This is a genomic window from Streptomyces sp. NBC_01454, from assembly GCF_036227565.1.
Taxonomy (GTDB): Bacteria; Actinomycetota; Actinomycetes; order Streptomycetales; family Streptomycetaceae; genus Streptomyces.
In genome coordinates, this window is the sequence record NZ_CP109460.1 from 5347179 (window position 1) to 5370251 (window position 23073).

A 23073-nucleotide genomic window follows, 5' to 3' on the forward strand; every position below is an offset into this window, starting at 1 on the left:
CAGGCGCACCGGTGCGCCTGCCGCCGGCGCGGCACGACCGCGGGTGGGTGGGCCGCGCCGGCGGGGCGTCCCCGGACCTGGGCCGCGAGGCATCCGGGGCCCTCACCCGCGGCTCTGTCCGGCCGTGGGCACCCGGACCCGTCCCCCGTGTGCCGTCAGAGCGCCAGCCGCCAGTCCTGTCCGACCAGGTCCTGGCCGAAGCTGTGGTGCGGCGACTCGGCGACCAGCTCGAATCCGGCGCGCTGGTAGAGGCTGCGGGCCGCGTCGAGCAGGGAGTTGGTCCACAGCACCAGTTCGCCGTACCCGGCCTCCCGGGCGAACTCCACGCAGGTGTCGATGAGTTGACGGCCCACGCCGTGGCCGCGTGCACCGGGCTCCACCAGCAGCAGCCGCAGCCGGGCGACCCCCGGCCTGCCGTCCCGTACGCACATCACGGCGCCCGCCCGCTCCCCGCCCAGCTCCGCTATCCAGGTGCGGTCCCACTGCGGGTCGAAGGCCTCGGCGTACTCCGCCACGATCCTGGCCACCAGCGCCTCGTAGCGCAGATCGAAGCCGTACTCGGCGGCGTAGAGGGCGGCGTTGCGCTCCACCATCCAGCCCAGGTCCCCGGGGCGCGAGGTGCGCAGCGTGATCTGGGGTGCCCGGGCGTCGGCCAGATCCTCCGCGTCCTTGCCGAGCAGGACGCGGATGGCCCGCATCGAGTGCAGCAGGCGCTCCCGGTCCGCCGTGGAGAAATCCTTCAGCAGGGAGGCCGCGGCTTCCTGGGAACCCTCCTCCAGCAGCCCGGCCGCCTCCCAGCCGAGGGGGGTCAGCATGATGCGCTGCCGGCGGCGGTCCTCTTCGGACCGGGCGCGGGTGATCAGCAGGCGGTCCTCGAACCCCCTGAGCAGCCTGCTGAGATAGCCGGCATCCAGCGAGAGGGTCACCCGGAGGTCCGCGGAGTCCACCCGCTGGCGGCGGGCGAGCTCGTACATGACCCGGGCCTCGGTGTCGGTGAACGGTACGTGGAGATGCCGCCCGAAATCGAGCGAGCAGACCAGGTTGACCCAGAAGCGATTGAATCTGCGCAGCTCATGGAGGTCGACCGAGGCGTCGGGCGGGGTGGCGGCGGCCGTCGTATCGGGTGGTGTGGTCATCGGCGAGCGCCTCATCGTTGACTGCATCATTGTTTGCCGGAGTCAAGGATAAATCTCCCGGGTCGATTTGCACAGCCCCGGTTTGCTCCCATTTGCTCCGCCGCCTGCTTCCGCGCCCCGCCGGCCCTCGCTGCTCCGGCCCCGCCGGCCCTCGCCGACCCGCCACGCGTGCTGGCGTCCCGGCGGGAGAAAGCGCTTACTGGGTCCGGATGCCTACCTGCGGTGAGCGAGAGGGGCCGGACCGTGACACGCACGACCGTACGCATCGCCATGAACGGCGTGACCGGGCGCATGGGATACCGCCAGCATCTGGTGCGCTCCCTCCTGGCCCTGCGCGACCAGGGCGGCCTCGAACTGGCCGACGGGACGGTGATCCGGCCGGAGCCGGTGCTGGTCGGCCGCTCCGCGCCCAAGCTCCGGGCCCTGGCCGCACGCCACGGGCTCGAGCACTGGACCTGCGACCTCGACGCCGTACTGGGCGACGACAGCATCGACATCTACTTCGACGCGCAGGTCACCGCCGCCCGCGAGGAAGCGGTGACGAAGGCGATCGCCGCCGGGAAACATCTGTACGTCGAGAAGCCCACCGCGAGCAGCCTCACCGGCGCACTGGGACTGGCCCGGCTGGCCCGGGACGCCGGCGTCAAGAACGGCGTCGTCCAGGACAAGCTCTTCCTGCCCGGCCTCCGCAAGCTCCGCCGCCTCGTCGAGGGCGGATTCTTCGGCCGCATCCTGTCCGTACGGGGCGAGTTCGGCTACTGGGTCTTCGAAGGTGACTGGCAGCCGGCACAGCGCCCCTCCTGGAACTACCGGGCCGCGGACGGCGGCGGCATCGCGGCCGACATGTTCCCGCACTGGGAGTACGTCCTGCACGAGCTGTTCGGGCCGGTCCGCAGCGTCCAGGCGCACGTCACCACGCACATCCCGCGCCGCTGGGACGAGTCGGGCACCCCGTACGAGGCCACCGCCGACGACGCCGCGTACGGCATCTTCGAGCTGGCCGGCGGCATCGTCGCGCAGATCAACTCCTCCTGGGCGGTGCGGGTGCACCGCAACGAACTGGTGGAGTTCCAGGTGGACGGCACCGAGGGGTCGGCCGTCGCCGGGCTGCGCCACTGCCGGGTGCAGCACCGCGCCGGCACCCCGCGGCCGGTCTGGAACCCCGACCTGCCGGCCTCCGGGGCGTTCCGCGACCAGTGGCAGGAGGTCCCCGACAACGCCGACTTCGACAACGGCTTCAAGACGCAGTGGGAGCTGTTCCTGCGGCATGTCGTACGGGACGAGCCCTGGCGCTGGGACCTGGCGGCGGGCGCCCGCGGCGTCCAGCTCGCCGCACTCGCGCTGCGCTCCTCGGCGGAGGGCCGCCGCCTGACGGTGCCGCAGCTGACGGTGCCGGAGCCGACCCCGTGAACGCCCCGGGGAACCCCTCGTCCTCCGGGCCGGATGCCGCACCGCCCCAGGAAGCGCCGCCCCGGCCCCCCTCCCGCCCCTCTTCCGCGCACCCCCCGCTGCGCTCCCGTACGGTCTTCGCCGCCGCCCATGTGGTGGCCGATCCGTGCGCCGACACCACCCCGGACGGCCCGGCCGCCCTCGACTGGGACGCCACCCTCGCCTTCCGCCGCCACCTGTGGGCGCAGGGGCTGGGCGTGGCCGAGGCGATGGACACCGCCCAGCGCGGCATGGGCCTGGACTGGACCGCCGCCGCCGAGCTGATCCGCCGCTCCGGCGCCGAGGCCCGGGCGGTCGGCGGACTCCTCGCCTGCGGCGTGGGAACCGATCAACTGCCCGCCCATGGAGCGTCGTTGGCCCAGGTGCGGGCCGCCTACGAGGAACAGCTCGCGGTCGTCGAGGACGCCGGCGGCCGGCCCGTCCTGATGGCGTCCCGGCAGCTCGCCGCGGCCGCCACCGGCCCCGAGGACTACCAGGAGCTGTACGGCCACCTCCTGCGCCAATCGGCCCGGCCGGCGATCCTGCACTGGCTCGGCCCGATGTTCGACCCGGCGCTGACCGGCTACTGGGGCGGTGCGGACCTCGACGCGGCCACCGGGACGCTCCTGCGGATCGTCGCCGACCACCCGGACCGGGTCGACGGCGTGAAGGTCTCCCTCCTGGACGCCGGCCGGGAAGTACGGCTGCGCCGCCGGCTGCCCCGGGGCGTGCGCTGCTACACCGGCGACGACTTCCACTACCCGGAGCTGATCGCGGGCGACGGACACGGCTTCAGCGACGCCCTGCTGGGCATCTTCGACCCGCTCGCCCAGCGGGCCGCCGACGCCGTATGCCACCTCGACGCCGGGGGCCCCGGGGGCGAGGCCGCGTTCCGGGCCGCCCTGGACCCGACCGTCGCGCTCTCCCGGCACCTCTTCCAGGCGCCCACCCGCTACTACAAGACCGGCATCGTCCTGCTCGCCTGGCTGGCGGGCCATCAGTCGCACTTCACCATGGTCGGCGGGCTGCAGTCGGCGCGCTCGCTGCCGCATCTGCGACGCGCCCACCAACTGGCCGACGCGCTGGGCCTGTTCCCGGACCCGGAGCGCGCCGCCGCGCGGATGCGCGCCCTGCTCGCCGTCCACGGGGCGCAGGACGCATGAGCGCCGCCCCGTCCGCGCTCCTGAGCCGGCTCAGCCTCAACCAGCAGACCGTCCGGCAGTGGTCGCTGCCCGAACTGGCCGACGGCTGCGCCCGGGCCGGTGTACGGGGCGTGGGCCTGTGGCGGGCGCCCGTCCAGGAGTACGGGCCGGCCGCGGCCGCCCGGCTCGTACGGGACGCCGGGCTGCACGTCACCAGCCTGTGCCGGGGCGGATTCCTCACGGCGGCGGACCCGGGCGAGCGGGCCGCCGCCCTGGACGACAACCGCGCGGCCGTCGACGAGGCGGCCGCCCTCGGGACGGACACCCTGGTGCTGGTCTCCGGCGGGCTGCCGGCCGGCAGCCGGGACCTGGCCGGGGCCCGGGAGCGGATCGCCGACGCACTGGGTGAGTTGGGGCCGTACGCGGCGGAGCGGGGCGTGCGCCTGGCGCTCGAACCGCTGCACCCGATGTACGCGGCGGACCGGTGCGTGGTCTCGACCCTCACCCAGGCACTGGACCTCGCCGAACGCTTCCCCGCCGCGCAGGTGGGGGTGGTCATCGACACCTACCACCTGTGGTGGGACGACACGGTCGGCGCGCAGATCGGCCGCGCGGGCGGCGCCGGCGGCGCAGCGTCGCGGATCGCCGCCTTCCAGCTCGCCGACTGGGTCACCCCGCTGCCGGCGGGCGTCCTGCTGGGGCGGGGGCAGCTCGGGGACGGCGTGGTGGACCTGCGGTGGTTCCGGCGGCGGGTGGAGGCGGCCGGCTACCGCGGCCCGATCGAGGTGGAGATCTTCCAGCCGGCACTGTGGGCCCGGGACGGCGCGGAGGTGCTGGCGGAGATCGTGGACCGGTTCCGCCGCCACGTCGGGTGAGCCCGGCGGCCCGCGCACCCCGGGCGGGTGGGAAATAACCCCGCGAAGGCGCACAACCGTTGACGGTTCACAGAAGTCAAAGCTGACGCCTGCCCCGAAAGGGGAGGGATCCGGGGGGATCCGGGGCCGGCGTGGAGGGGGAATCGAGGGGCCCGACCATCGGACGGGCCCCTCGATGGTGAGCCGGACACCCCGGCCGGCGGCGCGCTGTCAGAGCCCGGCGGTACCGTCGGTCCATGGTCAACGCAGCCGTCGTCGAAGGGGTCCTGGAGCGGATCACCTACGCCAACGAGGAGAGCGGCTACACCGTCGCGCGGGTCGACACCGGCCGCGGCGCGGGCGATCTGCTGACCGTCGTCGGCGCGTTGCTCGGGGCGCAGCCGGGGGAGTCGCTGCGCATGGAGGGCCGCTGGGGCTCCCACCCTCAGTACGGCAAGCAGTTCACCGTCGAGAACTACACCACCGTCCTGCCCGCCACGATCCAGGGCATCCGCCGCTATCTGGGCTCCGGCCTGATCAAGGGCATCGGCCCGCGGATCGCGGACCGCATCGTCGAACACTTCGGCACCGACACCCTCGACGTCATCGAGACCGAGCCCGCGCGCCTGGTCGAGGTGCCCGGCCTCGGCCCCAAGCGGACGAAGCTGATCGGCGCGGCGTGGGAGGAGCAGAAGGCCATCAAGGAGGTCATGGTCTTCCTCCAGGGCGTCGGGGTGTCCACCTCCATCGCCGTGCGGATCTACAAGAAGTACGGGGACGCCTCGATCTCCGTCGTCCGCAACCAGCCCTACCGCCTGGCCGCCGACGTCTGGGGCATCGGCTTCCTGACCGCTGACCGCATCGCGCAGTCCGTGGGCATTCCGCACGACAGCCCGGACCGCGTCAAGGCGGGCCTGCAGTACGCGCTGTCGCAGTCCACGGACCAGGGCCACTGCTTCCTGCCCGAGGAACAACTGATCGCCGACGCGGTGAAGTTGCTCGGGGTGGACACCGGTCTGGTCATCGACTGCCTGGGCGAACTGGCCGCGGACCCGGAGGGCGTGGTCCGCGAGAAGGTGCCGGGCGGCGCGGACGGCGTGCCGGTCACCGCCGTCTATCTGGTGCCGTTCCACCGCGCCGAGATCTCCCTGGCCGGCCGGCTGACCCGGCTGCTGCGCACGGACGAGGACCGGATGCCGGCGTTCCGGGACGTGGTCTGGGACAAGGCGCTGGCCTGGCTGGCGCGGCGGACGGGCGCCGAGCTGGCGCCCGAGCAGCAGCAGGCGGTGCGCCTCGCGCTGACCGAGAAGGTCGCGGTGCTCACCGGCGGCCCCGGCTGCGGCAAATCCTTCACGGTCCGTTCCGTCGTCGAGCTGGCCCGCGCCAAGAAGGCCAAGGTGGTGCTGGCGGCCCCCACGGGCCGCGCCGCCAAGCGGCTCGCGGAGCTGACGGGGGCGGAGGCTTCCACCGTCCACCGCCTCCTGGAACTGAAGCCCGGCGGGGACGCCGCCTATGACGCGGACCGCCCGCTGGACGCCGATCTGGTGGTCGTCGACGAGGCCTCCATGCTGGACCTGCTGCTCGCCAACAAGCTCGTCAAGGCGGTGCCGCCCGGCGCCCATCTGCTGCTGGTGGGCGATGTCGACCAGCTGCCGTCGGTGGGCGCCGGCGAGGTGCTGCGCGATCTGCTCGCCGGGGGAGGGGCCGCACGAGAGGGGGCCGGGGCCTCCCCGGCGGAGTCCGGGGGAGCGCCGGACGGGGGCGGTGGCCGGGTGGCGGGCGGGCCGGTGCCGGCCGTGCGGCTGACCAGGATCTTCCGCCAGGCCCAGCAGTCCGGGGTGGTCACCAACGCCCACCGCATCAACTCCGGCGTGCCGCCCCTGACGAACGGCCTGGCCGACTTCTTCCTGTTCGCCGAGGAGGACGCCGAGGAGGCGGCCCGGCTGACGGTGGATGTCGTGGCCCGCCGGATCCCGGCGAAGTTCGGCCTCGACCCGCGCCGGGACGTGCAGGTGCTCACCCCGATGCACCGCGGTCCGGCCGGGGCGGGCGCCCTGAACGGCCTGCTCCAGCAGGCCGTCACCCCCGGCCGCCCCGACCTTCCCGAGCGCCGCTTCGGCGGCCGGGTCTTCCGTGTCGGCGACAAGGTCACCCAGATCAGAAACAACTACGAAAAGGGCCTCAACGGCGTCTTCAACGGCACCGTCGGCGTGGTCACCGGGCTGGACCCGGACGAGCAGCGGCTGACCGTCCGTACCGACGAGGACGAAGAAGTGCCCTACGACTTCGACGAACTCGACGAACTCGCCCACGCCTATGCCGTGACGATCCATCGCTCGCAGGGTAGTGAATATCCAGCAGTGGTGATTCCGGTCACCACCAGTGCCTGGATGATGCTGCAGCGCAATCTGCTGTATACCGCCGTGACCCGGGCAAAGCGTCTGGTGGTGCTGGTCGGCTCCCGAAAGGCCCTCGGACAAGCCGTCCGCACCGTATCCGCCGGTCGGCGGTGCACGGCGCTCGATCACCGGCTCGCCGGTGCGATGTGAGGGTCCCCCCTCTTTCCCATACAGGGCGAAGGGGGGCAGGATGGGCACTCAGGCGGCACTGAGTGCCGCTGAGAGGCCCTATGGCCGACCCCGAGTGCACATCCACGTCTCAAATGGGGGAAGGTATAGGCAGTCAGGGCACCTCGAAGAAGAGGCACAACGTCGGTGAGGGATGACGTGAGCGACAACTCTGTAGTACTGCGTTACGGGGACGGCGAATACAGCTACCCGGTCGTCGACAGCACCGTTGGCGACAAGGGCTTCGATATCTCGAAGCTGCGCGCCCAGACCGGTCTGGTGACCCTGGATTCCGGTTACGGCAACACCGCGGCGTATAAATCCGCGATCACCTATCTCGACGGTGAGAACGGGATTCTCCGATACCGCGGCTACCCGATCGAGCAGCTCGCAGAGCGCAGCACGTTCGTCGAGACCGCGTACCTCCTCATCAACGGCGAGCTGCCCACCGTCGATGAGCTGGCGAACTTCAAGCAGGACATCACTTACCACACCCTGCTGCACGAGGACGTCAAGCGCTTCTACGACGGCTTCCCCCGGGACGCCCACCCGATGGCGATGCTGTCCTCGGTCGTCAGCGCGCTGTCGACGTTCTACCAGGACAGCCACAACCCGTTCGACGAGCAGCAGCGCCACATCTCCACGATCCGGCTGCTGGCCAAGCTCCCGACGATCGCGGCCTACGCGTTCAAGAAGTCGGTCGGCCACCCGGTCGTCTACCCGAGCAACGACCTCGGGTACGTCGAGAACTTCCTCCGCATGACCTTCTCGGTGCCCGCCGCGGACTACGACCTCGACCCGGTCGTGGTCAGCGCCCTCGACAAGCTGCTGATCCTGCACGCCGACCACGAGCAGAACTGCTCCACCTCCACCGTGCGGCTGGTCGGCTCCTCGCAGGCGAACCTCTTCGCCTCCATCTCGGCCGGCATCAACGCCCTGTGGGGCCCCCTGCACGGCGGCGCCAACCAGTCCGTGCTGGAGATGCTGGAGGGCATCCAGCGCGACGGCGGCGACGTCGACTCCTTCATCCGCAAGGTGAAGAACAAGGAAGACGGTGTGAAGCTCATGGGCTTCGGGCACCGCGTCTACAAGAACTTCGACCCCCGCGCGAAGATCATCAAGGCGGCGGCGCACGACGTCCTCTCCGCGCTCGGCAAGTCCGACGAGCTGCTCGACATTGCCCTCAAGCTGGAGGAGCACGCGCTGTCCGACGACTACTTCGTCGAGCGCAAGCTCTACCCGAACGTCGACTTCTACACCGGCCTGATCTACCGGGCCATGGGCTTCCCGACGGAGATGTTCACCGTGCTCTTCGCGCTCGGCCGGCTGCCCGGCTGGATCGCCCAGTGGCACGAGATGATCAAGGAGCCCGGCTCCCGCATCGGCCGCCCGCGGCAGATCTACACCGGCGTCGTCGAGCGCGACTTCGTGCCGGTCGAGGAGCGCTGACGGCCGCCCTGTGCCGACAGGCCCCCAAGGTCTGAGACAGAAGAAAGCGCCCCGCCTCCGGATCCCCCCACGGGTCCAGAGCGCGGGGCGCTTCCCTTGTCCCGGTTGGATTCCCCCCACGGGATCCGTCCGGGCGTTCGGGTTGCACCGCGATCTGCCGGGACGCGCACATTCGGGAGGGCCGCTCAAAGCTCCCCGGGCGCGTCGCCCCGGCCACGCGTAGCCGGGCACGATCCCCCAAGATCTGCACGGCTGGTGCAGTGCAAGCCCCGCCGGGGTGCCTGCACTGCCCGGTTAGACTCACGACCCCCCTCAATGGTTACGTTCCCATGAGTGTGATCTGGGTCTCTTGCCATATGCGGGCGAATGCGGTCAAGAGCCCCGACCTGGAGATCGGGGCCATGAGGTATGGGTGTTGTGTCAGTTGTAAGGGCCGGGTGAATTTTCCCGGCCGCAAGCCGCCGACCACCACGGAGACGGGCCCGAGGTCGCTCCGGCACCCGCGCGCGCCGTGCGAAGCGATCCGCCCGCGGCCCCCGGAGCCCCGGCCCTTGCGCGGCCGAACGCTTTTGAGCTCCGCCTTGACACCCGTGGTGCGCGGGGCGCAGATCCTCCCGCCCGTGGCGAGCCGATCTGCGCCCGCGCAAGGAAGCAGCGCCGGAGTCAGGCCGCCTGCCCCACCAGCTCGTACCCCGCCTCGTCGACGGCCGCACGCACGGCCTCCTCGTCCAGGGGGGCCTTCGAGGTGACGGTCACCAGGCCGGTGGCGGCGACCGCCTGCACCGAGCTGACCCCGGCCAGCTCGCCGAGCTCGGAGGAGACGGCGCCCTCGCAGTGACCGCAGGTCATGCCGGTGACCTTGTACGTGGTGGTCACCTCGCCGGAGCGGCCGTCGGTGCCGCCGGTGTGGCCGGCGCCTTCCGGGGTGCAGCAGGAGCTGTTCTCGGTCATGGGGGACTCTCCTTGTGGTGCCGATGCGTGCTGTGGTGCCAGGTGCCGGAGTGTCGAGCGGGTCATGAGCGGCCCACGCGGCTGCCGGTACCCTCCGACCCTATGCACCTTATACCCCTAGGGGGTATCAATTCCAGCCTTCGTCCCGCACGCCGTCCCGCACACGTACTGCACGGCATACCGCACCGCGTTGCCGCACGCCCCACCACGCGTCAGCCTTGGGGGTACGGACTCGGGGCGGATCCGAGGAGGCGGCCGGATGGACGTACTCGCCCTCTACGGCCTGCTGGTGCTCACCACCCTGCCGCCACTGGTCCCCAACTCCGCCCTGCTCGTCACCGCCGGGGTGCTCGCCTCCCGGGGCCAGGCGTTCCTGCCCCTCGTCCTCGTCGTCGTCGCGGGCAGCGCACTCGTCGGCGACCTGCTGATGTACCTGGCCGCACGGCGCTTCGGCGGCCCCGTACGCTCCTGGATGCGCCGCAACCCCCGCCGCCGCGCACTGCTGGAATGGACCTCCGGCCGGATCCAGCGCTACGGCCTGCCCTTCGTGATCGCCGTGCGGTTCCTGCCCAGCGGCCGGATCGTCGGCGCGCTGGCCTCCGGAGTGCTGCGCTACCCGCTGCGCAAATACGCCCTCGGCGCCGGCATCGCCGAAGCGAGCTGGGTGACCTACTCCGTCGGCCTCGGCTACCTCGGCAGCGCCGCCGCCGGCCGCCCCCTCTACGCCGCCGGCATCGGCTTCGGCGTCTCCTGCGCCGTCGCCGCCGTGGGCGCCGCGATCCAGTGGGCCGCCCGCCGCCGCACCCTGCGCACCCCGCCGCAGGAGAGCGGCGAGAGCGAGGGCGGCGGGGCCCGCAAGAGTGACGGGGAGGAGCGCGGCGGCGGACGGCCGTCCGCCGCGGCCGCGCACTGACGGCCCGCTCACCCGCCCGACATCGCCCCGCCCGCACCGGCCCGGACCTCCGCGACGGCGACCGGCGCACCCGTACGGCGCGAGCGCTCACACGCCTCCGCGACATACAGCGCCTCGAGTGCCTCCGCCGGCGCACAGGGGCTCGGCACCCGGCCCGCGGCGACCTCCGTGAAGACGCCCAGCTCGGCGACGTAGGCGTCATGGAAGCGCTCCATGAACGTGGCGTACGGGTCGGCCGCCCGGCGCCACGACAGCCCTGCCTCGGCGGACGGCAGCGGCGCCCGGTCGTCCAGGCCCACGACACGGGTGCCCTCGGAGCCGCAGACCTCCAGCCGGACATCGTGGCCCGCGCCGTTGTAGCGGGTCGCCGTGACCGTGGCCAGCGTGTCGTCGTCGAAGCGCAGCAGCGCCGCGCAGGTGTCGACATCGTCGCCGTCGGCGAAGAAGGACGCACCGCGGTTGGCGCCCTGGGCATAGACCGAGACCACCTCCCGGCCGGTGAGCCAGCGCAGGATGTCGAAGTCATGGATGCTGCAGTCCCGGAACAGCCCCCCGGAGGTGGGGATATACGCGGCCGGCGGCGGCGTCCGGTCACTGGTGCAGGCGCGCAGGGTGTGCAGCCAGCCCAGCTCGCCGGAGCGCAGCGCCGCGCGGGCGGCGCGATAGCCCGCGTCGAAGCGGCGCTGGAAACCGATCTGCACCGGAACCCCGCAGGCCCGCGCCCGTTCCACCACGCCGACGGTGCCCGGCACGTCCGGCGCCACCGGCTTCTCGCAGAACACCGGCACCCCGGCGTCCAGGGCCTGATGGATCAGCGGGGCGTGGGCGCCGGTCGCGGCGGTGATCACCACGCCGTCCAGGTCGTCGGCGTACATCTCCTCGATGCCGGGCGCGGCGCGGACGCCGAGGGTGTCCGCCAGCGACGCGGCGCGCGCGGTGTCCACGTCCGCGACCACGAGGCCGGTGACGCCCGGGACGCTGCGGAGAGTCTGGGCGTGGAAGGCGCCGATGCGCCCGGTGCCGATCAGGCCGATCTTCATGCCGCGGATCCTTTCCGGGGAGGGAGGGAGGGAGGGAGGGAGGGAAGAAGGAAGGAAGGAAGGAAGGGGGGGAGGGAGGGAGCGAAGGACTCCTCGCACTACGGCGCATTGGAACGGTCCAACGCCCTTCCCCCGGCACCCTGCATGTCCTGATGTCCGCATGTCAATCGTTCTGCAGGGGGTGTTGGGCGCTGCATTGACGCCCGCCCGGACCGGTGGAAGGATTTCCGTTCATGGAACGGTCCAACAAGCGCGCCGAGGCGCCACCCGGCGAACGGTCCGGCACCCGGCCGGGCGCGGACCGGGCCCCGACGATCCGCGGCGTCGCCGAGCGCGCGGGCGTCTCCAAATCGCTCGTCTCGCTCGTGCTGCAGGGTTCACCACGGGTCAGCGACGCCAAACGGCAGGCCGTGCTGGCGGCCATCGACGAACTGGGCTACCGCCCCAACGCCGCGGCCCGCAGCCTCGTCGCACGCCGCACCCAGACCGTCGGCGTCCTGCTCAACGACATGCGTAACCCCTGGTTCGTCGAGGTGCTCGACGGCCTCAACTCCCTGCTGCAGGCGCACGACCTGCGGATGCTGATGGCTGACGGACGGCTGGACCGGCGGGCCGGCCACGGATTCGCCCGGACCTTCCAGGAACTACGGGTCGACGGTCTCGTCGTCGTCGGCACCCTCCCGGACACCGCGGGCCTCGCCGAGGTCGCCGAGCGGCTGCCGACCGTCATCGCGGGCAACCACGAACCCCGCCTGCCGCACACCGACCTCGTCGCCAACGACGACGAGCACGGCGCCCGGCTCGCCACCGAACACCTCATCGGCCTCGGCCACCGGCGGCTCGCCCATATCGCCGGACAGGGGCCGGTCGGCGAGCGGCGCCGGCGCGGCTTCGAGACCGCCGTGCGCTCCCACGGCCTGGCGGCGGACGCCGTCGTGGAGAGCGGCGACGGCACCGAGGAGGGCGGCTACCGCGCCGCCGTCCGACTGCTCGGCCCCCCGCGCGCCACCCGCGGGGCCACCGCCGAACGCCCCACCGCTGTCTTCGCGTTCAACGACATCTCCTGCGTCGGCGCGCTGTCCGCCGCCCAGGAGCTGGGCCTGGACGTACCCGCCGACCTCTCCCTCGTCGGCTACGACAACACCTACCTCGCCCGCATCCGCCACCTCTGGCTGAACTCCGTGAACAACGCCAGCCATGAGGTCGGCCGGCGCGCGGCGCGCTGCCTCCTGGATCGCATGGAACGCCCGGACGCCCCGGCGGGACACCAACTCGTCGCCCCGGAACTGGAGATCAGAGGCTCGACGGCACCGCCCGGGGCCGTCTGAGCCTTCACGCGGCCCTGTTCCCGGGGTGCCGGTCGGGTGGCGCTCAGCGTCAGTCGTGCGGTTCCGGTGGCGCTCAGCGTCGGCCGCGTTGGCCCGGTCGCTGGGCCACCCACGCTCTGACGGTATCGGCGAACCAGAACGGTTTTCCGCCCTCCACCAGATCCGGTTCGGGCAGCAGCCCGTGCTTGCGGTACGAGCGCACGGTGTCCGGCTGCACCTGGATGTGCGCGGCGATCTCCTTGTACGACCAGAGCTTGCGGTCGGTCATCTCTGCCACCTCCTGAGCGCCGTACGCAGGCTCGGCCCGGGGGAGCCGGCAGGGGCCGCGACGGCCTGGTGATCACTCACCCTGTGCCTGGACAACGACACGGAGTAACCGCCGGGGAGGGGCTGTTGAACGGCTGTGACGGAAGCCCCGCGTAACGGTGACAGCCGTGACGCGCGGCGGATGGCTGTGACGCGGACGGGACGGGAGGGGACGCGAGGGGACGGGGCGGGGCGGGTGGCGGGCGGGCCCGTCGGCCGGTGTGCCACGGGCCGGGGGGCCGGGGAGCCGTGCCCGAACGGCCGTGTGGCGGGCCGGTTCCCGGGAGGGGGAACCGGCCCGCCACCTGTGAGCTGCGGACCTGCCGGGCGCCGGTCAGGCGTGGTAGAGCGCGTGCCAGGTCGTCTTGTCGACCTTGCCGTTGGCGGTCAGATGCTGCCGGGACTGGAACTTCTTCACCGCGGCCAGGGTCTTGGGACCGAAGTACCCGGTCACCTCTCCCCAGCGCAGATAGCGACGGTTCGCCAGCAGGCACTGCACCTGCGAGACGCGGTCGCCGCGCTGACCGTAGACGGTCAGGGCGCTTCCGTTGTAGTAGGCGCAGGCCGCCAGCGTGTCGGGCCGTCCGGCGGTCCGCTCCGCGGCGGACGCCGGACCGGTCAGCAGGCCGGCCGTGAGCAGACCCGCGGTCGCGGTCAGGACGGCAGTGCGGGTGAGGGCGTGACTGAGTGTGTGGGCATTCACGATTTCCACCGTTTCCCCCGGTTGGATGTGATTCCACCCGGGAGGACGTCGGGGCAACATCGGACGGTTCCCGGTGATATCCCGTCAATTCCCTTAGCCGGCCGCCACCTTGCGCAGTTCGTGCTCCAGGTCCTCCAGCGCCAGGCCCTTGGTCTCCGGCGCGTACCGGCGGCAGAACACCAGGGACAACACACACATCACGCCGAAGAACCAGAAGGTCGTGCCGGCGCCCACCGCGTCGAGCAGCAGCGGGAAGGCCAGCGCCACCCCGAAGTTGACCAGCCACATCACGAACACCGCGGCGCCCATGGCCAGCCCGCGGACCTGGAGCGGGAACATCTCCGCGAGCAGCAGCCAGACCCCGGTGTTCAACGTGGCCTGCATGAACGCCATGTAGAGCACCATCAGACCGAGCACCAGGGCACTGACCGCCGTGGAGTGCGGAAGGCGGAAGGCGGCGCCGAGCAGGGCGAGCGAGACGGTCATCCCGGCCAGGCCGGTGAGCAGCATGGGCCGCCGGCCGACCCGGTCGATCAGCGACATCCCGACCGCGGTGGCGACGACCGAGATGACACCGACCGCGATGGTGGCCGTGATCGAGTCACCGGTCCCCAGTCCCGTCGACGCCAGGATCTTGGGCGCGAAATACACCACCGCGTTGACGCCGGTGATCTGCTGGACGGCCGCCAGCCCGATGCCGACCAGCAGCAGCCGCCGCACCCACGGGGTCCGCAACTGCTGCCAGGTGCCGCGCCGGGCGTCGTCCTCCAGCGTGCGGGCCTGATCGATACGGGCCAGCTCGGCGGGCACGTCCTCGGCCGGCAGCGTACGGCGCAGCACCCGGGCCGCCTCGTCGCGACGGCCCTTGCTGATGTACCAGCGCGGGGTGTCCGGCAGGAAGAACAGTCCGGCGAACAGCGCCACCGCCGGCAGCGCGGCCAGACCCAGCATCCAGCGCCAGGCCGCCCAGTGCGCCAGCACCGCATTGATCAGATAGGCGAGCAGCTGACCACTGACGATCATCAGCGAGTTGAAGGAGACCAGCCGGCCACGGATGTGCGGAGGCGCGATCTCGGAGAGATAGAGCGGAGTGATCACGGAGGCGCTGCCGACGGCGAGACCGAGCACGAACCGCGCCACGGTCATGGCCGCGACGCCCGGCGAGAACGCGACGGCCAGGGCGCCGCCGATGAACACCGCGCCCGCCCACAACAGGGAGTTGCGCCGCCCCAGCGCGTCGGACATCCGCCCGCCGAGCAGCGAACCGAAGGCCGCGCCGATCAGCAGCGCGCTGGTGATGACGCCCTCACCCAGGGAGGTGAGGCCGAAGTGCTCCTCCATGAAGGGCAGGGCGCCGGATATCACTCCGGTGTCGTAGCCGAACAGGGCACCGCCCAGGGCGGCGACGGCGGCGATGGCGACGAGGAAACGCCTGGCGTTACGGGCGGCCCGCGCGGCAGCGGGCGGGCCGGCGGGCGCGAGCCGGCTGGTCGGGGCGGCCATCGTCAGCTCCGGCTCGCCGGGCCGGCCGAACCGGCGGCCGGGGTGGTGGAGGGTGCAGGCAGTGCGGTGGAACGGCGCCGGGCGGCGCCATGAGCGAGGTGCACGGTGCGGGGGCCTTTCGGTGGATCGACAGCGGCGGCGACTGCGGCGGCAGCGGCGGTCGCGTCGGGGGCGGTGGCGCGCCACAGCGGTAGGGCGTCGGCCGGCCGGCTCGGCTCGGCTCGGCTCGGCGGGACGGTCCCGGCTCAGTGGTGGGTGTGCCTCAGCGCGGTGGGTGTGTCTTGGCGCGGTGGGTGTGTCTTGGCGGTGGGTGGGCCTCAGCGGTACAGGGCGGGCCGTTCGATCAGTTCGACGGCCACCCGCTCGCCGGTGGACTGGGCGCGCACGCCCGCCTCGCACACCGCGGCCGCGGCATAGCCGTCCCAGCAGCTGGGGCCCTCGACCTCGCCGCGCAGGGTGGCGTGCACCCAGCGCTGCACCTGCCGGTCGTAGGCCTCCTCGAAGCGCTCCACGAAGCCGGGCGGGATGGCACCGCCCCAGCGGCCCGCGGTGTTGCTGAACACCCCGTGGTCGTCGCCGATCCTGGCGGTGCCGCCCTCGCAGACCGCCTCACAGCTGACCTGGTAGCCGAAGCCGCAGTTGACGAAGAGCTCGGTGTCCACGACCCGGCCCCCCGCGGTCTCGAAGAGGATCAGCTGCGGGTCACTGAGGCCCTCGGGCGCGTTCCCCGTGGGCGCGGGGCGCAGCACCCGTACGGCAGTGATCTCGTCGTCCAGCAGCCAGCGGGTCACATCGATCTCGTGCACGACCGAGTCGTTGATCATCATCGCGTTGGTGAAGCCGGGCGGGGTGTCGGCGTTGCGGTGCTTGTTGTGCAGCATCAGCGGGCGGCCGTGAACGCCCTGGTCCAGCAGGGACTTGAGGCTGCGGTAGCCGGCGTCGTAGCGGCGCATGAAGCCCACCTGCACCCGGCGGTGCCCCAGCGCCCGCTCGGCCTCCAGCACGCGCAGCGCGGAGGCCGCGTCCGGCGTCAGCGGCTTCTCGCACAGCACCGGCAGATCGCGCGCGAAGGCGTCCAGCAGCGTCGCCTCGTGCGCGGGCCCCGGCGAGGCGATCAGCAGGGCGTCCACGGCGGGGTCGTCCATGGCGGCGGACGGGTCGGTGTAGGCGGTACACCCCTCGATGCCGTCGGCGAGGTGCTTGGCGCGGGCCGCGTCGATGTCGACCACGGCCGCCACCCGGGCGCCGCTGATCACCTCGTCGATCCGGCGTACGTGGTCGGCGCCCATGCGGCCGGTGCCGATGACCGCCACACCGAGGGTTCCGAGCGAAGTCATGTCGTCCTCACGTCCTTACGTGTCCCAAACTACTACGGAGAGTGTGCTGCACCCGGGAAACTAATTACTCTCTGTAATCGTTGCCGGGGTATGAGGAGGCGTCACGAGGCAGGCGCACGAGGTCCAGGATGGCTCAGGAGGAGCCTGACGAGCCTGAAGCTCGACGAGCCTGAAGCCTGACGAGCCTGAAGCCCGACGTGCCCGACGTGCCCGAGAGCCCAGAGCGCCCCAGGAGGCCCGACGAGCCCGAGAAGTCAGGGGGCTGGGGGGCTCGGTGGCTCGGGGAGGCTCAGAGGGCCCTGGAGGCCGGGGGGCCTCGGGGCGGCTCAGGCGCCGCAGGAGCGCAGAAAGCGCCGGGTCCGCTCGGCGATCGGGAGCGGCTGGTCGGGCGGGCAGGGGTACATGTCCTGCTCGACGATGGCGAAGAGGTCGACGTCCAGCTCCTGGGCGGCCTCCAGGACGGGCGGCAGCGCGGGCACGCCCAGCGGCGGTTCGCACATCACGCCCTGCCTGACGGCGGGCCCGAAGGGCGTGCCCTTGGCGACGACGTCGGCGAGGATGTCCGGGTCGACCTGCTTGAGGTGGAGGTAGCCGATCCGCTCGCCGTAGGTGCGGATGAGCTTGACGCTGTCGCCGCCGCAGTAGGCGTAGTGGCCGGTGTCCAGGCAGAGGTTGACCAGGTCGGAGTCGGTGGCGTGCAGGAAGCGCTCGACGTGTTCCTCGGTGTCGATGTGGGTGTCGGCGTGCGGGTGCACGACGATGTCCAGCCCGAACTCGTCCCGCACGCGCTCGGCCAGCCGTTCCGTGCCGGTCGTCAGATGCGTCCACTGCTCGGCGGTCAGCTCGCGCGGCTCGATCTCCTCGGCCGTCTTGTCGTCCCGCCAGAAGGAGGGGATGACGACGAGGTGCCCCGCGCCCATCTCCCGGGTGAGGGTGGCGACCTCGGAGACGTGCGCCCAGGTCTTGTCCCATACGGCCGGGCCGTGGTGCAGGGAGGTGAAGATCGTGCCGGCCGAGACCTTCAGGCCGCGGCGGGCGGTCTCGTCGCGCAGCACGGCGGGATCGGTGGGCAGGTAGCCGTACGGGCCCAGTTCGATCCACTCGTAGCCGGCCCCGGTGACCTCGTCCAGGAAGCGCTGCCAGGGGACCTGCTGGTCATCCTCGGGGAACCAGACTCCCCACGAGTCGGGTGCGGAGCCGATGCGGAGGCGGTCCAGGACGGGCGGGGCGGCATGGGAAGCGGACATGCTGCGGCTCTCCTCTCGCCGGTCGACGGTGACCGGGAGGCGCTGGGGTGGGGTTGTGGGGCACAGCCTCTCTGCCGCCCCGGGGAGTGTCAAGACTTCGTCCTGACATAAGGACTTAAGGACTTTGTAGCCTGGGGTGCGCCGGAGTATGCGCCGGAGTATGCGACGGGCGGGGGACTGACGGGGGGCTGACGGGGGCTGGCGGGGGTGTGCGGGGTGGCTCCTGTTCACCCTCCACGCCTTTCGGGCATTGCTCTCCTTGACGTCAGTATGTAAGGACAAAGTATTGACAGGGTCTGGTTCTCCCCGTTAGACCTTTCCTCAGAGCCGAACCCGCTGAACCCGCCGCGCCGGCTGACCCGAAGGGGCGCACATGACCGAGCCGTACGACCTGATCACCATGGGCCGCATCGGAGTGGATCTCTATCCGCTGCAGACCGGTGTGCCGCTGGCCCAGGTCGAGACCTTCGGGAAGTTTCTCGGCGGATCCGCCACCAATGTCGCGGTCGCCGCGGCCCGGCTCGGCCGCCGCAGCGCGGTCATCAGCCGTACCGGGCGTGACCCGTTCGGCGACTACCTCCACCAGGCGTTGCGCGACTTCGGGGTCGACGACCGCTGGGTGACCGCCGTCGACGCCCACCCGACGCCGGTCACCTTCTGCGAGATCTTCCCGCCGGATGACTTCCCGCTCTACTTCTACCGCCGTCCCAAGGCCCCCGACCTGGTCATCCACCCGGAGGAGCTGGACCGGGAGGCCATCGCGGCGGCCCGGATCTTCTGGATCACCGGCACCGGGCTGTGCGAGGAGCCCAGCCGCGGCGCCACGCTCGCCGCGCTGGAGGCCCGCGCCGGAGCTTCGGCGGGCGGCACCACGGTCTTCGACCTCGACTGGCGGCCGATGTTCTGGGGCGGTGAGGGCGGCGCCTCCGGGGACGGCGGGCCGACCGGGGCCGCGGCGATGGCCGCCGCCCGTCCGTATTACGAGGCCGCGCTGCGGCACGCCACCGTGGCGGTCGGCAATGTCGACGAGGCCGAGGTCGCCACCGGACTGCGCGAACCCAAGGCCTGTGCCCAGGCGCTGCTGGACAAGGGCGTCGAACTCGCCGTCATCAAGCAGGGCCCCAAGGGCGTCCTCGCCGTCCACCGCGACGGGCGCACCGCGGAGGTCCCGCCCACCCCCGTCGAGGTCGTCAACGGCCTCGGCGCCGGTGACGCCTTCGGTGGCGCGCTCTGTCACGGCCTGCTGGCCGGCTGGGATCTGGAGCCGATGATGCGCTACGCCAACGCCGCCGGAGCCCTCGTCGCCGGCCGGCTGGCCTGCTCCTCGGCGATGCCCACGGCCGGCGAGGTCGACGCGTTCCTCGCGAGCCGGTGACCCCCGTGGCCGCGCGCGTCCTGCGGTCCGCCCGCCCCACCTGTGCACTCAAGAAGGTGAGTTGAGCCTTGACTCCTCGGATCAGTGACCTCGCGACGCTGCGGGCCCGGCACCCCGAAGCCGTCGCGGAGGCCGCCGCGCGCCGCACCCGTCGCCCGCTCCTCGGCGACCGAGGCCGGCTGATGATCGTCGCCGCCGACCACCCGGCCCGCGGCGCGCTCGCCGTCGGTGACCGGCAGCTCGCCATGGCCAACCGCTTCGACCTGCTGGAACGTCTGGTGCTCGCGCTGTCGCGGCCCGGCGTGGACGGGGTGCTCGCCACCGCCGACATCCTGGAGGACCTGCTGCTGATCGGCGCCCTGGAGGGCAAGGTCGTGATGGGTTCGATGAACCGCGGCGGCATCGCGGGCGCCTCCTTCGAGATGGACGACCGCTTCACCGGCCACCGGCCGCAGGACCTCGCCCGGCTCCGCTTCGACGCCGGCAAGCTGCTGCTGCGCATCGACTACGCCGACCCCGGCTCGCTCACCACGCTGGAGACCACCGCCCGCGCCATCGACGCGATGGCCGAGCGGCAACTGCCCGTCTTCGTCGAGCCGTTCCTCTCCTCCCGGATAGAGGGCAAGGTCCGCAACGACCTCGGGGCCGAGGCCGTCACCCACTCCGTGGCCATCGCCTCCGGCCTCGGCGGCACCTCCGCCTACACCTGGCTCAAGCTGCCGGTCACCGACGACCCCGAGGCGATGGCCCGGGTCTGCGAGACCACCACGCTGCCGACCGTGCTGCTCGGCGGCGACATCGGCAGCACCGTCCGGGACCAGGAAGCCGTCTACGAGAAGTGGCGCAAGGCGCTGCGGCTGCCGACGGTGCAGGGGCTGGTCGTGGGCCGCTCGCTGCTCTACCCCGCCGACGGGGACGTCGTCGCCGCCGTGGACACCGCCGTGGGCCTGCTGTGAACGCCGCGACCCGGGCAGGAGACTCGACACATGGGTACTGAATTCCATCTGAAGGCCGACGACGCCCACACCGCCGCTGCGGGCCCGTACGTGCTGGACATCGACCCCGAGCGGGCCGGCTGGGGCCACTCCTCGCTGCGCGTCCTCGCACTGCCGTCCGGGGGCCATCACTCCTTCGCCACCGGCGACAGCGAGTGGATCGTGCTGCCGCTGTCCGGCGGCTGCACGGTGCTGACCGATGACGGCGACGTCTTCGAACTCGCCGGGCGGGAGAGCGTGTTCAGCGGTGTCACCGACTTCGCGTACGTACCGCGCGACGCGCACGTCCAGATCGCCACCGGCGCCGGCGGCCGGTTCGCGCTCACCGGTGCCCGCTGTGAGCGGCGGCTGCCCGCCCGGTACGGTCCGGCCTCCGGCGTCCCCGTGGAGCTGCGCGGCACCGGCAGCTGCTCCCGCCAGGTCAACAACTTCGGTGCGGCCGGCACCTTCGAGTGCGACCGGCTGATCGCGGTGGAGGTGCTCACCCCCGGCGGCAACTGGTCCTCCTACCCGCCGCACAAGCACGACGAGTGCCGCCCGGGGGAGGAGTCCGAGCTGGAGGAGATCTACTACTTCGAGATCGAGCCGGCGCACGGCACGGACGGCGTCGGCTATCAGCGGGTCAGCCCGTCGGGGCACGGCCGCGGCACGGATGTGCTCGCCGAGGTCCGCAGCGGCGACGCCGTCCTGATTCCCGACGGCTGGCACGGACCGTCCATCGCCGCCCCCGGCCACGCCATGTACTACCTCAATGTGATGGCCGGCCCGGGCGAGACCCGGGAGTGGCTGATCTGCGATCACCCCGACCACGGCTGGATCCGCGGCACCTGGCCCGATCAGCCGGTCGACCCCCGCCTCCCCCTCTACGAAGCGCCCGCAGGAGACGCCCGATGAACGCCCCGACGACCCGCCGTCTTACCGTCGCGCAGGCCCTGGTCGAGTTCCTCGCCCACCAGTACACCGAGCGGGACGGCCGGCGGCACCGCCTGATCGGCGCCTGCTGGGGCATCTTCGGCCACGGCAACGTCGCCGGTCTCGGCCAGGCCCTGCTGGAGTCCGGCGAGGCGCTGCCCTACCTCCAGGGCCGCAACGAGCAGGCCATGGTGCATGCCGCCGTCGGCTACGCCCGGCAGTGCGACCGGCTCTCCGCGCAAGCCGTCACCACCTCCATCGGTCCCGGCGCCACCAACCTGGTCACCGGCGCCGCGCTGGCCACCGTCAACCGCCTGCCGGTGCTGCTGCTGCCCGGCGACGTCTTCGCGACCCGGCCGGCCGACCCCGTGCTCCAGCAGCTGGAGGTGCCGCACGCGGGCGATGTGTCGGTCAACGACGCGCTGCGGCCGGTCTCCCGCTACTTCGACCGGGTCACCCGCCCCGAGGCACTGATCCCGGCCGCGCTGCAGGCCATGCGGGTGCTCGCCGACCCTGTCGACACCGGTGCCGTCACCCTCGCGCTGCCGCAGGACGTGCAGGCCGAGGCGTACGACTGGCCCGAGGAGTTCTTCGCCGACCGGGTCTGGCGGGTCCCGCGTCCCGCCCCCGACGCGGACGCCCTCGCCGAGGCGGTCCGCCTCATCCGCGCCGCCCGCCGGCCGCTGCTGATCGCCGGCGGCGGAGTCCACCACGCGGAGGCCGAGGACGCGCTGCGCGACCTCGCCGACGCCACCGGCATCCCGGTCGCGTCCACCCAGGCCGGCAAGGGCTCGCTGCGCCACGACCACCCCGCCGATGTCGGCGGAATCGGCCACACCGGCACCGCCACCGCCGACGCGCTGGCCCGTGAGGCCGACCTGGTCATCGGCGTCGGCACCCGCTACACCGACTTCACCACCGCCTCGTCGACCCTGTTCGCCGCGCCCGGCGTCCGCTTCGTCAACCTCAACATCGCCTCCTTCGACTCCCACAAGCTCGGCGCCGCCTCCCTCGTCGCCGATGCCCGCGCCGGACTGGAGGCGCTCGGCAAGGAGCTGTCCGGCCACCGCGTCGCGACCGCGTACGAGGCGGGCTACACGGCGGCGAAGGAGGAGTGGGAGCGCCGGGTGGATGCCGCGTACGCCGCGGCGGACGAGTCCGTACGGCCGTCCCAGACGCAGGTCCTCGGCGTGCTGGACGCCCTGGTCGACGACACCGACGTGGTCATCAATGCCGCCGGTTCGCTCCCCGGTGACCTGCACAAACTGTGGCGCGCCCGGTCCCGCAGGCAGTACCACCTGGAGTACGGCTACTCCTGCATGGGCTATGAGATCCCCGCGGCGATCGGGGTCCGGCTGGCCGCCCCCGGCCGGCCGGTGTGGGCGCTGGTCGGCGACGGTACGTATCTGATGAACCCCACCGAGATCGTCACCGCCGTCCAGGAAAACCTCCCCTTCACCCTCGTCCTGCTCCAGAACCACGGCTACGCCTCCATCGGCGGCCTCTCCGAGCAGACCGGCGGCGAGCGGTTCGGGACGGCGTACCGCTTCCGGGCCGGGGACGGCACGTACACGGGCGCGCCGCTGCCGGTCGATCTGGCCGCCAACGCCGCCTCGCTCGGCATGCACGTCCTCCGGGCGGCGACCGTCGCCGAGCTGCGGGCCGCGCTCGCCGAGGCGCGTGGCGCAAAGAGGCCCACATGTGTCTATGTCGAGACCGAAACGGCTGACACTGTGCCGGGCGCGCCGGAGGCACAGGCCTGGTGGGATGTACCTGTTGCCGAGACCGCGACTCGGCCGGCGGCGGTCGCCGCCCGCCAGGCGTACGACCGGCAGGCCGCCGGTCGCCGTCGTCACCTCTGATCACTGCCCGACGTCGTCACCCCGG

At 72.3% G+C, this 23073-nt stretch carries 19 protein-coding genes; 11 read left to right on the forward strand and 8 right to left on the reverse strand.

What is annotated here, in order from left to right; all coding sequences use genetic code 11:
- Positions 1-155: 155 nt before the first annotated feature.
- On the reverse strand, positions 156-1136 hold the full coding sequence (locus OIU81_RS23695; protein ID WP_329151052.1) for a bifunctional helix-turn-helix transcriptional regulator/GNAT family N-acetyltransferase: 981 nt from the start codon (positions 1134-1136) through the stop codon (positions 156-158).
- A 243-nt stretch (positions 1137-1379) separates the two neighbouring features.
- Here OIU81_RS23695 and OIU81_RS23700 point away from each other — a divergent pair, with 243 nt between their 5' ends.
- The 5 genes from OIU81_RS23700 to OIU81_RS23720 all read left to right on the forward strand — a co-directional run bounded on the left by OIU81_RS23700 (position 1380) and on the right by OIU81_RS23720 (position 8576).
- The gene (locus OIU81_RS23700) at positions 1380-2546 is read left to right on the forward strand and encodes a Gfo/Idh/MocA family protein (RefSeq protein ID WP_329151054.1); all 1167 of its coding nucleotides are present in this window, start codon (positions 1380-1382) and stop codon (positions 2544-2546) included.
- Positions 2543-3727 carry a dihydrodipicolinate synthase family protein gene (locus tag OIU81_RS23705; protein ID WP_329151057.1) on the forward strand — a complete coding sequence of 395 codons (1185 nt, stop codon included), beginning with the start codon at positions 2543-2545 and terminating at the stop codon, positions 3725-3727. Before OIU81_RS23700 ends, OIU81_RS23705 begins: the two co-directional genes overlap by 4 nt.
- Positions 3724-4581, forward strand: coding sequence for a sugar phosphate isomerase/epimerase family protein (locus OIU81_RS23710; protein ID WP_329151060.1), 858 nt, complete (start codon positions 3724-3726; stop codon positions 4579-4581). Before OIU81_RS23705 ends, OIU81_RS23710 begins: the two co-directional genes overlap by 4 nt.
- 236 nt (positions 4582-4817) lie before the next feature.
- Positions 4818-7109 (forward strand): SF1B family DNA helicase RecD2, encoded by a 2292-nt coding sequence (gene recD2 / locus OIU81_RS23715; RefSeq protein WP_329151061.1) that lies wholly within the window; start codon positions 4818-4820, stop codon positions 7107-7109.
- A 177-nt stretch (positions 7110-7286) separates the two neighbouring features.
- Positions 7287-8576 carry a citrate synthase gene (locus OIU81_RS23720; protein WP_085928007.1) on the forward strand — a complete coding sequence of 430 codons (1290 nt, stop codon included), beginning with the start codon at positions 7287-7289 and terminating at the stop codon, positions 8574-8576.
- Between the two features lie 663 nt (positions 8577-9239).
- Here OIU81_RS23720 and OIU81_RS23725 read toward each other — a convergent pair.
- On the reverse strand, positions 9240-9527 hold the full coding sequence (locus tag OIU81_RS23725; RefSeq protein ID WP_329151065.1) for a heavy-metal-associated domain-containing protein: 288 nt from the start codon (positions 9525-9527) through the stop codon (positions 9240-9242).
- 259 nt (positions 9528-9786) lie between these two features.
- On the opposite strand from OIU81_RS23725, the gene OIU81_RS23730 reads away from it, so the two are divergent.
- Positions 9787-10440: a DedA family protein gene (locus tag OIU81_RS23730; protein WP_329151067.1), complete on the forward strand. Its 654-nt coding sequence runs from the start codon at positions 9787-9789 to the stop codon at positions 10438-10440.
- Positions 10441-10448: 8 nt separating this feature from the next.
- On the opposite strand, the gene OIU81_RS23735 is transcribed toward OIU81_RS23730, so the two are convergent.
- Complete coding sequence (locus OIU81_RS23735; protein WP_329151068.1) at positions 10449-11480, reverse strand: Gfo/Idh/MocA family protein; 1032 nt, start codon at positions 11478-11480, stop codon at positions 10449-10451.
- A gap of 233 nt (positions 11481-11713) precedes the next feature.
- On the opposite strand from OIU81_RS23735, the gene OIU81_RS23740 reads away from it, so the two are divergent.
- Positions 11714-12808 carry a LacI family DNA-binding transcriptional regulator gene (locus OIU81_RS23740; protein WP_329151070.1) on the forward strand — a complete coding sequence of 365 codons (1095 nt, stop codon included), beginning with the start codon at positions 11714-11716 and terminating at the stop codon, positions 12806-12808.
- A gap of 73 nt (positions 12809-12881) precedes the next feature.
- On the opposite strand, the gene OIU81_RS23745 is transcribed toward OIU81_RS23740, so the two are convergent.
- From OIU81_RS23745 to OIU81_RS23765, 5 genes are all read right to left on the reverse strand, one after another.
- Positions 12882-13076, reverse strand: coding sequence for a helix-turn-helix transcriptional regulator (locus tag OIU81_RS23745; protein WP_329151072.1), 195 nt, complete (start codon positions 13074-13076; stop codon positions 12882-12884).
- A gap of 372 nt (positions 13077-13448) precedes the next feature.
- Complete coding sequence (locus OIU81_RS23750) at positions 13449-13817, reverse strand: peptidoglycan-binding domain-containing protein (protein ID WP_329151074.1); 369 nt, start codon at positions 13815-13817, stop codon at positions 13449-13451.
- 93 nt (positions 13818-13910) lie between these two features.
- Positions 13911-15320, reverse strand: a complete 1410-nt coding sequence (locus OIU81_RS23755; RefSeq protein WP_329151077.1) for a sugar porter family MFS transporter — start codon at positions 15318-15320, stop codon at positions 13911-13913.
- A 317-nt stretch (positions 15321-15637) separates the two neighbouring features.
- The gene (locus OIU81_RS23760) at positions 15638-16657 is read right to left on the reverse strand and encodes a Gfo/Idh/MocA family protein (RefSeq protein ID WP_329151079.1); all 1020 of its coding nucleotides are present in this window, start codon (positions 16655-16657) and stop codon (positions 15638-15640) included.
- A gap of 326 nt (positions 16658-16983) precedes the next feature.
- On the reverse strand, positions 16984-17904 hold the full coding sequence (locus OIU81_RS23765; protein WP_329151081.1) for a sugar phosphate isomerase/epimerase family protein: 921 nt from the start codon (positions 17902-17904) through the stop codon (positions 16984-16986).
- 373 nt (positions 17905-18277) lie between these two features.
- On the opposite strand from OIU81_RS23765, the gene iolC reads away from it, so the two are divergent.
- From iolC to iolD, 4 genes are all read left to right on the forward strand, one after another.
- A complete protein-coding gene (iolC, locus tag OIU81_RS23770) occupies positions 18278-19279 on the forward strand; it encodes a 5-dehydro-2-deoxygluconokinase (RefSeq protein WP_329151083.1) in 1002 nt (333 codons plus the stop codon).
- A 68-nt stretch (positions 19280-19347) separates the two neighbouring features.
- Complete coding sequence (locus tag OIU81_RS23775) at positions 19348-20235, forward strand: Cgl0159 family (beta/alpha)8-fold protein (protein WP_329151085.1); 888 nt, start codon at positions 19348-19350, stop codon at positions 20233-20235.
- 30 nt (positions 20236-20265) lie between these two features.
- Positions 20266-21168: a 5-deoxy-glucuronate isomerase gene (iolB, locus tag OIU81_RS23780; protein WP_329151087.1), complete on the forward strand. Its 903-nt coding sequence runs from the start codon at positions 20266-20268 to the stop codon at positions 21166-21168.
- Positions 21165-23048 (forward strand): 3D-(3,5/4)-trihydroxycyclohexane-1,2-dione acylhydrolase (decyclizing), encoded by a 1884-nt coding sequence (gene iolD / locus OIU81_RS23785; protein ID WP_329151089.1) that lies wholly within the window; start codon positions 21165-21167, stop codon positions 23046-23048. The genes iolB and iolD overlap by 4 nt, the downstream gene beginning before the upstream one ends.
- Positions 23049-23073 lie beyond the last annotated feature (25 nt).